A 12,782-nucleotide genomic window follows, 5' to 3' on the forward strand; every position below is an offset into this window, starting at 1 on the left:
CACGGCCGCCATCTGGCACAACGACCAGACCGGACAACCGATCCACCGCTCACTGATCGCCTACGATCACTGACCCCTTGGAATAGATCATCTAGGGGCGCGGGGAACTGCGCGACCAGCCCCCACTCACCCGCACGTCGACCACGGGGGGTGTCCCCCTCCCGGCCCGACCCCTACGGCTTGGTCGTCTCCGCCTCCAGCTTCGCCCGGGTGGCCGCCCCGTACACGCCCGACTCGTCGGTCAGGATGCCCCGCGTCACCTGGTACGTACGGACCCCGCTCTCGGTCCTGCTGTCGTACTCGCCGGAGGCGTCCCCCGACCAGAGCCCCACCTGCTTCAGCCGGAGCTGCAGCTCCGTGACCCCGGCGCCGCTGTCGCCGGGGCGCAGCACCGGCGGCGTCGACGGCCGCGGGGACGCCGACATGCCGGTCGCCGGCGCCGACCTGGTCGGCGTGGCCGAGCGGGACGGGGTGGGGGACGGCCGCGCGCTGGACGAGGAGGCGGACGGCTCCGCCGAGGCGTCGGCACTCGCCGACACGGACGGTGACGCCGAGGTCGCGGACGCCGTCGGGGTCGTCGGCGCCGCGGTCGAGGGCGACCCCGGTGTCACGTCCGGCACGCTCTCCCGGACGTCCTCCGGCGCCGCCCCGTGCCGCGCGGGCGTCAACTGGGAGAAGAGCCCGCTCACGAAACCGGCCACGGCGAGGACCGCCAGCACCGCCCCGGCGACGGACAGCAGCAGGGTCCGCCGGGAACGCCGGCGGGGCCGCTCGCCGGGAACGGGCACGTCGGGCAACAGGCCGGTCTTCCCGTCGTCCCGCGTCGCCTCCGCGTCGGCGGCCGTCACCGCCCGCATCGGCACCGTCGGCTCCCCCAAGGGCACCGGCACCGGCACGGTCTCCGCGCCTTCGGCGGCTCCCGTGGCCCCCGCACCGCCCTGGAGGTCGATGTACGGCCGTATCCGCAGCGGGTCGAAGTCCTCCGCCGCCGCCTGTTCGGCCGAACGGGCGTCACGCAACGCGTCGGACGTCCGCTGGTTGCAGTCGCAGGAGGGTGAGCCGTCCGGCCGCCTCGGCGTCCCGCACTCCGGGCACAGGTGGCCCTCGGGTGTATCCGTCACGGCGTGAGTCCCTCCCCTTGCAAACTCCACGAATTATGCGGAGCGCCCACACATACGTTCGCAGGAACCCCCCTTCTCAACGAGTCGCGAACAGGACTCGACGGGCCATAACGGGTGACACCGGCCACGATGGACAATGGTTGACGGAACCCCGGGAGGTCTCCATGGTCGTGGACACCACACACGCGACGGCGAAGGAAGCGGAGCGCGTCCCCGGCGGTGTACTCGTCCCGATCGGTGCCCTGCTGCTCGGTCTGCTGCTGGCCGCGCTCGACCAGACCATCGTGTCCACCGCGCTGCCGACGATCGTCAGCGACCTCGGCGGCCTGGAGCACCTGTCCTGGGTGGTCACCGCCTACCTGCTGGCCTCCACCGCAGCCACCCCGCTGTGGGGCAAACTCGGCGACCAGTACGGGCGCAAGCGGCTCTACCAGCTCGCGATCGTGATCTTCCTGATCGGATCGGCACTGTGCGGGATGGCGCAGAACATGGGCGAGCTGATCGGCTTCCGCGCGTTGCAGGGGCTCGGCGGCGGCGGGCTCATGGTGCTGTCGATGGCGATCGTGGGAGACCTCGTCCCGCCGCGTGAACGCGGCCGTTACCAGGGCCTGTTCGGCGCCGTCTTCGGAGCGACCAGCGTGCTGGGGCCGCTGCTCGGCGGGGTGCTCACCGAGCAGCTCAGCTGGCGCTGGGTGTTCTACGTCAACCTGCCCGTCGGTGTCGTCGCGCTCGCCGTGATCGCCGCCGCCCTGCACATACCGCGCCGCACCGCCCACCACGTCATCGACTACCTCGGCACCGTCCTGATCGCCGCCGTCGCCACCTGCCTGGTGCTGGTCGCCTCGCTGGGCGGCACGAGCTGGGCGTGGGGATCGGCGCGGATCATCGGGCTCGCGGTGCTCGGGGTGGTCCTCGCCGTCGCGTTCGTCGCCGTGGAGCGGCGGGCCGCCGAACCCGTGCTCCCGATGCAGCTCTTCGGCATCCGCACTTTCACGCTCGCCGCCCTGATCAGCTTCATCGTCGGCTTCGCGATGTTCGGCGCGATGACCTACCTGCCGACGTTCCTCCAGGTCGTGCACGGCATCTCGCCGACCCTGTCGGGCGTGTACATGCTGCCGATGGTGGTCGGTCTGCTGCTGTCGTCCACGCTGTCCGGCCAGATCGTCAGCCGCACCGGCCGCTGGAAGGTGTTCCCGGTGGCCGGCACCGCCGTGACCACGATCGGACTGCTGCTGCTCCACCGGCTCGACGAACACAGCTCGACCGCCCGGATGAGCGTCTGCTTCTTCGTCTTCGGGCTGGGTCTCGGCCTGGTCATGCAGGTGCTGGTGCTGATCGTGCAGAACTCCGTCTCGTACGAGGATCTGGGCGTCGCCACCTCCGGCGCCACCTTCTTCCGTTCGATCGGCGCGTCCTTCGGCGTCGCCGTCTTCGGTTCCGTGTTCGCGAGCCGCCTCGCGGGCAAACTGGCCGAGGCCTTCCGGGGCGTGCACCTGCCGCCCGGCGTCTCCCCGGGCGCCCTCAAGGCGGACCCGCGCGGCATCGCCGCCCTGCCGCCCGCGCTGCGCCCGGCGGCCCTGCACGCGTTCGCGTCCTCGATCACCGACGTCTTCCTGTACGCCGCTCCGGTGGCCGCCCTCGGCTTCGTCCTCGCCTGGTTCCTGAAGGAGGACCGGCTGCGCGGCTCGGTCACCGCACCGGACGCCTCGGAGACCCTCCCGCCCAACCCGGTCCAGCGGTCGTCGTACGAGGAGTGCTGCCGGGCCCTGTCGCTGCTCGGGACGCGCGAGGGGCGCCGGGAGGTGTACCGGAAGACCAACGCACGGGCCGGGGTGGACCTGCTGCCCGCGGCCGGCTGGCTGCTGCTGCGGATCCGCAAGTACGGCTCGGTGGAGCCGGGGCAGCTCGCCGAGCGCGGGGCCGTCCCGCTGACCGTGGTGCTGGAGGGCGCCCGCCAGCTTGAGGAGCGGCGCCTCGTCGACCGCCTGGGCCTCGACCTGACGCTGACCGAGCGGGGCCGGGAGACCGCGGAGCGGCTCGCCAGGGCCCGCGAGGAGTCCCTGGCCGAACTCCTCGGCGACTGGTGGGGCCCGGACCGCCCCACCGACCTGGACCGCCTGGTACGCGAGCTGACCGACGAACTCTGCGGCACCGAACGCGAACAGCCCCAGAACCCGGCGCCCGGCCCCGTCGGTTGACCGGGTCGGCCCGGGGCGCCGTGCCGGTGCCCCGGGCCGGGATTCTTTGACAGCTGTTTGCGGGGCGCGGTCCGGGTCACCCGAATGAGCGAGCCGGCCCGTCGGGCCGAGACACCGGAAGGCAACCATGTCCACAGGCTTGATCATCGCGATCGTGATCGTGGCCGCCGTGGTCGTAGTCGCGGCCGTTCTGACGCTGCGGTCCAGGACCAGCGGCCCGGGCGGTCTGAAGCGGCGCTTCGGACCCGAGTACGAGCGGACCGTGACCCAGCACGGCGGCGACACCAAGGCGGCCGAACGGGAGCTCGCCGAGCGGGTGCAGCGCCACGGCAGCCTGCGCGAGCGGCCCCTGGAACCGGCGGAGCGCGAGCGTTACGCCGCCCGCTGGGCGACCGCGCAGGAGCATTTCGTCGACTCGCCCCGGGAGTCCGTGACCGAGATCGACCGGCTGCTCGCCGAGGTGGCTGCCGCCCGGGGCTTCCCGGCCGGTGCCGAGTACGAGGAGCAGGTCGCCGCGCTCTCCGTGCACCACACCGACCACGTCGACGGCTACCGCCGCGTCCACCGCGCCGCCGGGGCGCCCGTGGGCGGGGCCCCGCAGACGCAGGCGAGTACCGAGGAGATGCGCAAGGCCATGATCGAGGCCCGTGCCCTCTTCGAGGACCTGGTCGGCTCGTCGACCGGTGAGCACGGCCGCCACCGTGCCGGTGTCGGGGCCGACACCGGCGCCCATCTGCCCTGGTCCCCGGACCGGAGCCGTCCGAAGGAGAGCTGACCGACATGACCGACGCGAGGACAGGATCGGGCCGTCGTCCGACGGGCGGCGACGTGTACCCCGGCGAGGAGCAGCTGCCGGGGCGTGAGGGGAAGACCACCGACTGGGGCGACGCCTCCGTCAGCGGTGTCACCCCCGGACAGGAGGAGACGGCACCCCCGCGCGCGGGCGGCGCCGACGACACCGAGGCACCCGGACAGGCGGTCCTGGTGGCCGGCGACGGCCCGGGCCACGAGACCGACGCCGGCCGCGGGTCGGCCGTGAGCGGTGGGACGGCCGTGAGCGGTGAGACGGCCACGGGACGCGGGGCAGCCGAGGGGCGCGGGGCGGCCATGAGCGGCGAGTCCGCTGCGGGGCCCGGGGCGGCCATGGGTGGCGAGACCGCCGAGGGGCGTGAGTCCGCTGTGGGCAGCGAGTTCCCCGCCGGGAGCGGGACCGCCGAGGGGCGTGAGTCCGGCCTGGGCGGGGAGTTCCCCGCGGGGAGCGGGACCGCCGCCGGGAGTGAGTCGGCGGTGGGCGGTGGGTCGGTCGCGGGGCGTGAGTCCGGCGCCGGGCGCGAGCCGGGGGTGGGCGGCAGTGGCGGGCAGTTGCTGCCGGACGAGGAGTGCGGACAGGTGGAGCGGCGGCTGCAGCACGCCGTCGCCGGTTTCGTCGACGAGCCCCGTGCGGCCGTCGAGGAGGCCGACCGGGCCGTCGAGGAACTCACCGCCCGCTTCACCGACGCCATCGACCGGCGCCGCCGTACCCTGCGCGGCAGCTGGCAGCCGGCCGGCGGGGACCAGCCCGGCACGGCCGACACCGAACAGCTCCGGCTGGCCCTGCGCGACTACCGCGAACTCGCCGACCGGCTGCTGCACATCTGAGTCACCCCTTCGGGTCCGGTTCCGCCGTACCCGCCGCCGCCCGGCGCTCCCGCCACGCGCGTACGACCTCCTCGACGTCGTACGGCTTCCTGCCCAGCGGGGGCCCGGGCGGCGGTTTGAACATCATGTCGCGGATCTTGACGTTGACCTCGGTGATGATCTTCCGGACGATCCGCTCCGAGGGCGCCGCGTAGGCCGCCGCGAGCGCGTCCTCGGCCTCCTTGCGCAGCGCGAGCGTCGGTGGCAGCAGCGCGAGCCCCTCGCGGGCCATCTTCCGCTTGACCCACCACAGTTCGTCGTAGGGCGCGTCCATGACCGCCGGCAACGGCTCGCCCGCGCCCGGCAGTCGGTCGAACTCCCCGCGCCGCTGGGCGTCTTGGATCTGCTTGTCCACCCAGGACTCGAACGGCACCCCGGGTGGCTTTCGCTCGGTCATGACTCCATTGTGCCGGACGCCGGTCCGCCGGGCGTTTTATCATGCGGCCGAGATCCAGCAGGGGTCTCGGGGAAGACCAGGAACCGCGCAGGGGGAACGCACGTGCTCGAACTCACCATGGCCTCCGTATCCGGGGAGACGGGCGAGACGGCCGGAATGCTGATGGCCGACGCGCCGAGCGACCCGGGCGCCGTGCTGCGGGTGGGCCGCGACGCCGCCGCCTGCCGGCTCGCCACACCCGACGACTGGCTGTTCGTCTCGCGGGTGCACCTGGAGTTCCTGTGCGGCGCAGAGGGCGGCTGGCAGGTCACCTGGCTGCGCGGCTCCCAGGCGGACCCCTCCTCCGAGGTGCTGCTGAAGGTCGGGGAGTACGCCCAGACCATCACCTACGGCGGCACGGTCGCACTGCCCCGGGGCGGCTCCGGCGAGATCGTCGTTCGTGACCGCACCGCCCCGCGCAGCGTCAACGTGGGCTTCTACCACGAGGGTTGATACGGGCGCTCACGCCAGGACCCGGGCCAGGGCGAAGCCGTCGTAGCCCTTGCTGCCGACCGTCTGGATCGCCGTACCGCTCAGGCGCGGGTGGGCGGCGATCAGTTCGATCGCGGCGCGCGTGCCGACCACGTCGGGCTCGGCGCTGCCGGCGTCCACCACCCGGCCGCCGCGCACCACGTTGTCGACGACGATGAGGCTGCCGGCCCGGGTGAGCCGCAGCGCCCACTCGACATAGTGCGGGTTGTTGGCCTTGTCGGCGTCGATGAAGACCAGGTCGAAGGGGGCCGGGTTCTCGTCGGCCAGTTTGGGCAGCGACTCCAGGGCCGGGCCGACCCGCACCTCGACGACCCGGTCGAGTCCGGCGCGGGCGATGTTGCGGACCGCCACCTCGGCGTGCCGGGCGCTGTACTCCAGCGAGATCAGCCTGCCGTCGGCGGGCAGGGCGCGGGCCAGCCAGATGGTGCTGTAGCCACCGAGGGTGCCGATCTCCAGGATGGTGCGGGCGTCCTGGATCTGGGCGAGGAGCTGGAGCAGCTTGCCCTGGTTGGCGGTGACGTTGACGTGCGGCAGCTCGTTCGCCTCGCTCTCGCGCAGGGCCGCCTGGAGCGCCTCGTCGTCCGGTGACAGATGGCTGGTGAAGTAGAAGTCGACGTCGTCCCAGAGCTGAGAGCCGCTCATGCGTCCGCTGCCTTTCGCATATCCAGGTAGCTGTCCACTGACAGCTACCTGGATAGCACTACTGAGGGGGTGGCCGCGCCGGTGATCCACCGCCCCGGCGGCGGCTGGAACTCAGCCGATCGGCCCAGGGGGCGGGGGCGCCGCGGCGGGCGGCCGCCCCGCGACGGGGATTCGGCCGGCAACGGTGTCCTGCCCACGGCCGGCGCGGCGATCTGCGCGCGCTCACCGCCGGTCCCGGGGGCGCAGTTCCCTGCGCCCCCGGCGGAACCCGCCTCAGGCGGCCTCCTCCACGGCGGGCGCCGAGCCCGGCAGCGGCTTTCCGGCCGTCTCCGACATGCGCCAGGCCGCGAAGCCGCCGATCACGGCCGCCGCCATCATGTAGTACGCGGGCATCATCATGTTGCCCGTCGCCCCGATCAGGGCCGTCACCACCAGCGGGGTCGTACCGCCGAAGAGGGAGACCGAGACGTTGAAGCCGATCGACAGGGAGCCGTAGCGCACCCGGGTCGGGAAGAGGGCCGGCAGGGCCGCCGGCATCGCCGCGGTGAAGCAGACCAGGAGCAGGCCCAGGGCGCCCATGCCGAGGGCGACGGCGAGCAGGCTGCCCTGGCGGATCAGCAGCAGGGCCGGGACGGACAGGGCGAGGAAGCCCGCACAGCCCGCGGCGATGACCGGGCGGCGCCCCACCCGGTCGGTGAGGGCTCCGGCGAACGGCTGGACGATCATCATCAGCGCCATCACACCGAGGACGACGAGGAGGCCGTGCGTCTCGTCGTACTTCAGCTCGCTCGTCAGGTAGCTCGGCATGTACGACAGCAGCATGTAGTCCGTGACGTTGAAGACCAGGACCAGGGCCATGCACAGGAGCAGGGCCTTCCACTGGCCGGTGATCATCTCCCGGAGGGGGACCTTGGGGCGGGACTTCTCGGCCTTGGCCACCTCGGCCGCGAACGCCGGGGTCTCCTCCAGACGCATCCGCAGGTAGAGGCCGACGATGCCCATCGGGCCCGCGATCAGGAACGGGACGCGCCAGCCCCAGGACGTCAGGTCGTGGGGGGAGAGCAGCGCCGTCATCAGCGTCACCAGGCCCGCGCCGCCGATGTAGCCGGCCAGCGTGCCGAACTCCAGCCAGCTGCCGAAGAAGCCGCGCCTCCTGTCCGGCGCGTACTCGGCGATGAACGTGGTCGCGCCCGCGTACTCGCCGCCGGTGGAGAAGCCCTGCACCAGGCGGGCGGCCAGGAGCAGGATCGGCGCGCCCACGCCGATCGCCGCGTAGGAGGGGATCAGGCCGATCGCGAAGGTGCCCGCCGCCATCATGATCATGGTGAGGGCGAGGACCTTCTGGCGGCCCACGCGGTCGCCGAGCGGGCCGAAGACCATGCCGCCCAGCGGGCGGACCAGGAAGGCCGCGGCGAAGGCGCCGAACGTCGACAGCAACTGCGCGGTCGGGTTTCCGGACGGGAAGAAGACCTTCCCGAGGGTCACCGCGATGTAGCTGTAGACGCCGAAGTCGAACCACTCCATGGCGTTGCCCAGGGCCGCCGCCTTCACGGCGCGCTTCACCAGCGCGGGGTCGGTGACGGTGGGGGCGGACGCGGCCGGGCGGGAGCCGGGGACCTTGACGGACGGGTTGACGGTGGTGACGGTCGCCAAAACGGGGCTCGCCTACCTTTCGTCGGGGACAGGGGCGCGGCCCGTACGGCGCCGGACGGGTCGGTAAGCGACGATAGGAGAACTTGGCCCCGTTACGTCGTGTGCGCGCATCGCTGCATCATGCAACTAAATGCGGTCTACGCAGGGGCGTCTGCCCACTCCCGCCGTCTTGTGCGAACTCCATACTGTGATCTTTGTCGCGCTCCTCGGACGCAACCACGCGCGCCCGCACCGCCGATTCCGGACGGTTGCGGGCGGCGCGGCGGGCCACGACGGCGCCTCGGGGTGCTTCTCAGAGCCGCTGGATGATCGTGCCGGTGGCCAGGCCGCCGCCCGCGCACATCGTGATGAGGGCGAACTCCTTGTCCGTGCGCTCCAGCTCGTGCAGGGCGGTGGTGATGAGCCGGGCGCCGGTGGCCCCCACGGGGTGGCCGAGGGCGATCGCGCCACCGTTGACGTTGACCTTGTCCAGGTCCTGCCCGAAGACCTGCGCCCAGCTGAGCACCACCGACGCGAACGCCTCGTTGATCTCGACCAGGTCGATGTCCTTGAGGGTCATCCCGGCCTTGCCGAGCACCGCCCGGGTGGCGTCGATCGGGCCGTCCAGGTGGAAGTGCGGATCGGCGCCGACCAGGGCCTGGGTGACGATCCGGGCCCGGGGGCGGAGCTTGAGGGCGCGTGCCATCCGCTTCGACGCCCACATGATCGCGGCGGCGCCGTCGGAGATCTGCGAGGAGTTGCCCGCGGTGTGGATCGCGGTGGGCATGACGGGCTTCAGACCCGCCAGCGCCTCCGCGGACGTGTCGCGCAGCCCCTCGTCCCGGTCCACGAGCCGCCACATGCCCTGCCCGGCGTGCTGCTCCTCCTCCGTCGTCGGCACCTGCACGGCGAAGGTCTCCCGCTTGAAGCGTTCCTCGGCCCAGGCGTGCGCCGCCCGCTCCTGCGAGAGCAGCCCGAGGGCGTCGACGTCCTGCCTGGTCAGGCCGCGGTGGTGGGCGATCCGCTCGGCGGCCTCGAACTGGTTGGGCAGGTCGACGTGCCACTCGTCGGGGAACGGCTTGCCCGGCCCGTGCTTGGAGCCCGAGCCCAGCGGCACCCGCGACATCGCCTCGACCCCGCAGCTGATCCCGACGTCGACGACCCCGGCGGCGATCATGTTGGCGGTCATGTGCGAGGCCTGCTGGGAGGAGCCGCACTGGCAGTCGACGGTGGTGGCCGCGGTCTCGTACGGCAGCCCCATGGTCAGCCAGGCCGTGCGCGCGGGGTTCATGGACTGCTCGCCGGCGTGGGTCACCGTGCCGCCGACGATCTGCTCGACCGCGTCGGCGGGGATGCCGGTACGGCCGAGGAGCTCACGGTAGGTCTCGCCCAGGAGGTAGGCGGGATGGAGGTTGGCCAGCGCGCCGGCGCGCTTGCCGATGGGGGTGCGTACGGCTTCGACGATCACGGGTTCCGCGGCCATGGGGGCTCGGTCCTCTCCTCCGTCACCCGCGCGGCGCAGGGGCGTCCCGGCCCGGCCCGCCACGCAGAACTAGAACGCGTACTAGTTCTGTGTGCAGTCTGCTGACAGTCCGTCCGCAACCGCAAGGGGGGTGCACGCAATTGGGGCGACCGCGCCTCTTGCGACTTGTAGAACCCGTTACTACCGTCACGGCAACCGGGCCTTTCTGATGGTCCGTCAGAACTGTGGTGTCCAGGCTCGTACACGGTGGGAGTGAGTCGCCAATGCCCTGTCCCGCGCTGCCCGACGGGTTCGACCTCACCGACCCCGACCTGCTCCATCACCGGGTGCCGCTGCCGGAGTTCGCCGAGCTGCGCCGGGCGGAACCGGTCCGCTGGATCGAACAGCCGCACGGCCTCGCCGGGTTCGCGGACGACGGCTACTGGGCCGTCACCCGGCACGCGGACGTCAAGTACGTCTCCACGCACCCGGAGATCTTCTCCTCCTGGCTCAACACGGCGATCATCCGCTTCGGCGAGCACATGCAGCGGGACGCGATCGACGCCCAGCGGCTGATCCTGCTGAACATGGACCCGCCGGAGCACACCCGGGTCCGCCAGATCATCCAGCGCGGCTTCACCCCGCGCTCCATCCGTGCCCTGGAGGAACGGCTGCGCGCCAGGGCCGGGGCGATCACCGAGGCCGCCCGCGCCCACTCGGGCCCCTTCGACTTCGTCACCGAGGTCGCCTGCGAGCTCCCCCTCCAGGCGATCGCGGAACTGATCGGCATCCCCCAGGACGACCGGGCCAAGATCTTCGACTGGTCCAACAAGATGATCGCGTACGACGACCCGGAGTACGCGATCACCGAGGAGATCGGCGCCGAGTCGGCCACCGAGCTGATCGCCTACGCGATGAACATGGCCGCGGACCGCAAGCGGTGCCCGGCCAAGGACATCGTCTCCACGCTGGTCGCGGCCGAGGACGAGGGCAACCTGAACTCCGACGAGTTCGGCTTCTTCGTGCTGATGCTGGCGGTGGCCGGGAACGAGACCACCCGTAACGCCATCACCCACGGCATGCACGCCTTCCTCACCCACCCCGAGGCCTGGGACCTCTACAAGCGCGAGCGCCCGGCGACCGCCGCCGAGGAGATCGTCCGCTGGGCCACTCCGGTCAACTCCTTCCAGCGCACCGCCACCCAGGACACCGAACTGGGCGGCAAGCTGATCCGCAAGGGCGACCGGGTCGGCGTCTTCTACGCCTCCGCCAACCACGATCCCGAGGTCTTCACCGACCCCGACACCTTCGACATCACCCGCGACCCCAACCCCCACCTCGGCTTCGGCGGCGGTGGCCCGCACTACTGCCTCGGCAAGTCCCTGGCCGTCCTGGAGATCGACCTGATCTTCAACGCGATCGCCGACGCGATGCCGGGCCTGCGCCTGGTGAGCGCCCCGGACCGGCTCCGCTCGGCGTGGATCAACGGCGTGAAGCACCTCCAGGTCAGCACGTCCTGAGACCCGGGCCGACGGCTCCCGGCGCCGCCGGCCCGTCCCGAGGGAGGCAGGAGCATCCCCTACGCCCGTTCCTGCCTCCCCCGAGACGCCCCCTCACTCCCGCCCGGACGCGTCCCCTCACTCCCGCCCGGACGCGTCCCCTCACTCCCGCCCGGACGCGGCCACCGCGAACACCGCGGAGACCGCCGCCGCGGCCAGCAGTGGAATGCCCAGGCCGTGGTGGAGGACCAGCCAGGCGCCCAGCACGGCTCCGCCGACCAGCGCGAGGACCGCGGCGGCGCGGCGCCGGGTGCGGCTGCTGGTGGCGTCGCCGAACCTGGACTCGGAGACCAGCCCGGTCAGGGTCGTCGTCACGACCGTGGTCGCCGTCAGGTCGGGCACGCCCAGCTTGCGGACGTTCGCGTTGCGCAGGCCCATGGCGAAGGCGGTCAGCGCGATCAGGGAGTACGTGGTCGCCGCGGAGGGCGGCCGGACGAAGGCCAGCACGGCGGACCCGGCCAGCAGGGCGGCCTCCGCCACCAGGATCACCCGCGTCCACGTCCGCCGGGAACCGCCGCCGAACCGGCCCGCGACCCGGCCGCCCACCGTCGCGCCCACCACGAAGCAGGTCAGGGACGTCGCGGAGTGCGGGACGGAGAATCCGGGTGCCCCGGCGGCGGCGAAGCCGAGGATCACGATGTTGCCGGTCATGTTGGCGGTGAAGACGTGGCCGAGGCCGAGATAGCTCACCGCGTCGATCAGTCCGCTCACCGTCATGAGCGCCAGCAGCACGACCACCAGCCGCACTCCGCGGGTCTCGGGGTCGTCGCGGTCCGGTGTCACCGCGGACATCGTTCCTCCGGGGGGTGTCGGGCGGGCCCGGTTGCTTCGGGGATCAGTCCATCACGTCCGGACATGCGTCGGCACCCTCGCCCCCGAGGAGGGGAGAGGGTGCCGGGGAGCGGGCCGGGTGGCTCAGTACCAGCCGTTGGCCTGCCAGAAGCTCCAGGCGGCGGTGGGGCTGCCGTAGCGGGAGTTCATGTAGTCCAGGCCCCACTTGATCTGGGTGGCCGGGTTGGTCTTCCAGTCGGAACCGGCGGACGCCATCTTCGAGCCCGGCAGGGCCTGGACCAGGCCGTAGGCGCCGGAGGAGGAGTTGGTGGCGGAGGGGTTCCAGCCGCTCTCGTGCGAGACGATCTTGCTGAACGCGTCGAACTGCGCGGCGTCCGGAATCATCTTGTGCGCGATCGCCTGGGCGGAGGAGGCCGAGGTGGTGGCGGCCTGGGCGGGCGCCGCGCTCAGCGCCATACCGGCGGTGGCGGCGGCCACGGCGGCGGCGGTCAGGACCTTCTTCGGGGCGGCGATGCGGCGGATGATGGACACGGACACGGAGAACCTCGTTCGTCGGGGACAGGGGGTCGCCGTGCTCCGGAAGCCCGTGGTGCCTGGCGACGTCGTCCAGAGAAGCAGGCCGGAAAACCGTCCGCAATCACCCCTTTTACTAGTGGTGGTCGCATAGGAGGTGTTCGTCCGCTGTGTGGCGTGGCTCTCAAATCGCAGGTCGGAGGGGGTCGCAAAGCGGACATATCGGAAAAGTATGACTACTGTTCCGGATCGTAGGTG

At 72.1% G+C, this 12,782-nt stretch carries 12 protein-coding genes; 5 read left to right on the forward strand and 7 right to left on the reverse strand.

Annotated features, from left to right (window positions below):
* Positions 1 to 173: 173 nt before the first annotated feature.
* The gene (locus tag ACZ3KP_RS30160; protein ID WP_467503188.1) at positions 174 to 1,121 is read right to left on the reverse strand and encodes a peptidoglycan-binding domain-containing protein; all 948 of its coding nucleotides are present in this window, start codon (positions 1,119 to 1,121) and stop codon (positions 174 to 176) included.
* A 164-nt stretch (positions 1,122 to 1,285) separates the two neighbouring features.
* On the opposite strand from ACZ3KP_RS30160, the gene ACZ3KP_RS30165 reads away from it, so the two are divergent.
* The 3 genes from ACZ3KP_RS30165 (at position 1,286) to ACZ3KP_RS30175 (ending at position 4,957) form a co-directional block, all read left to right on the forward strand.
* Positions 1,286 to 3,319 (forward strand): DHA2 family efflux MFS transporter permease subunit, encoded by a 2,034-nt coding sequence (locus tag ACZ3KP_RS30165; protein WP_467503527.1) that lies wholly within the window; start codon positions 1,286 to 1,288, stop codon positions 3,317 to 3,319.
* A gap of 127 nt (positions 3,320 to 3,446) precedes the next feature.
* Positions 3,447 to 4,094: a hypothetical protein gene (locus ACZ3KP_RS30170; protein ID WP_467503190.1), complete on the forward strand. Its 648-nt coding sequence runs from the start codon at positions 3,447 to 3,449 to the stop codon at positions 4,092 to 4,094.
* A gap of 5 nt (positions 4,095 to 4,099) precedes the next feature.
* The gene (locus tag ACZ3KP_RS30175) at positions 4,100 to 4,957 is read left to right on the forward strand and encodes a hypothetical protein (protein ID WP_467503191.1); all 858 of its coding nucleotides are present in this window, start codon (positions 4,100 to 4,102) and stop codon (positions 4,955 to 4,957) included.
* A 1-nt stretch (position 4,958) separates the two neighbouring features.
* Here the strand turns inward: ACZ3KP_RS30175 and ACZ3KP_RS30180 are convergent, their stop codons facing one another.
* Complete coding sequence (locus tag ACZ3KP_RS30180) at positions 4,959 to 5,393, reverse strand: DnaJ family domain-containing protein (RefSeq protein WP_358970707.1); 435 nt, start codon at positions 5,391 to 5,393, stop codon at positions 4,959 to 4,961.
* A gap of 102 nt (positions 5,394 to 5,495) precedes the next feature.
* Between ACZ3KP_RS30180 and ACZ3KP_RS30185 the strand changes: the two genes are divergently transcribed.
* Positions 5,496 to 5,885 carry a hypothetical protein gene (locus tag ACZ3KP_RS30185; protein ID WP_358970704.1) on the forward strand — a complete coding sequence of 130 codons (390 nt, stop codon included), beginning with the start codon at positions 5,496 to 5,498 and terminating at the stop codon, positions 5,883 to 5,885.
* 9 nt (positions 5,886 to 5,894) lie between these two features.
* Here the strand turns inward: ACZ3KP_RS30185 and ACZ3KP_RS30190 are convergent, their stop codons facing one another.
* The 3 genes from ACZ3KP_RS30190 to ACZ3KP_RS30200 all read right to left on the reverse strand — a co-directional run bounded on the left by ACZ3KP_RS30190 (position 5,895) and on the right by ACZ3KP_RS30200 (position 9,681).
* Complete coding sequence (locus ACZ3KP_RS30190) at positions 5,895 to 6,566, reverse strand: O-methyltransferase (protein ID WP_467503193.1); 672 nt, start codon at positions 6,564 to 6,566, stop codon at positions 5,895 to 5,897.
* 273 nt (positions 6,567 to 6,839) lie between these two features.
* Positions 6,840 to 8,219: an MFS transporter gene (locus ACZ3KP_RS30195; protein WP_467503195.1), complete on the reverse strand. Its 1,380-nt coding sequence runs from the start codon at positions 8,217 to 8,219 to the stop codon at positions 6,840 to 6,842.
* A 292-nt stretch (positions 8,220 to 8,511) separates the two neighbouring features.
* Entirely contained in the window at positions 8,512 to 9,681 is a 1,170-nt protein-coding gene (locus ACZ3KP_RS30200; RefSeq protein WP_467503197.1) for a steroid 3-ketoacyl-CoA thiolase, read from the reverse strand.
* Between the two features lie 263 nt (positions 9,682 to 9,944).
* On the opposite strand from ACZ3KP_RS30200, the gene ACZ3KP_RS30205 reads away from it, so the two are divergent.
* Positions 9,945 to 11,180: a cytochrome P450 gene (locus tag ACZ3KP_RS30205; RefSeq protein WP_467503199.1), complete on the forward strand. Its 1,236-nt coding sequence runs from the start codon at positions 9,945 to 9,947 to the stop codon at positions 11,178 to 11,180.
* 141 nt (positions 11,181 to 11,321) lie between these two features.
* Here the strand turns inward: ACZ3KP_RS30205 and ACZ3KP_RS30210 are convergent, their stop codons facing one another.
* Together ACZ3KP_RS30210 and ACZ3KP_RS30215 are read right to left on the reverse strand one after the other, a co-directional pair.
* Positions 11,322 to 12,011 (reverse strand): YoaK family protein, encoded by a 690-nt coding sequence (locus ACZ3KP_RS30210; RefSeq protein WP_467503201.1) that lies wholly within the window; start codon positions 12,009 to 12,011, stop codon positions 11,322 to 11,324.
* Positions 12,012 to 12,134: 123 nt separating this feature from the next.
* Positions 12,135 to 12,548 (reverse strand): aggregation-promoting factor C-terminal-like domain-containing protein, encoded by a 414-nt coding sequence (locus ACZ3KP_RS30215; protein ID WP_132886538.1) that lies wholly within the window; start codon positions 12,546 to 12,548, stop codon positions 12,135 to 12,137.
* Positions 12,549 to 12,782: the final 234 nt, after the last annotated feature.

The organism is Streptomyces sp. NPDC020958 (genome assembly GCF_055562175.1).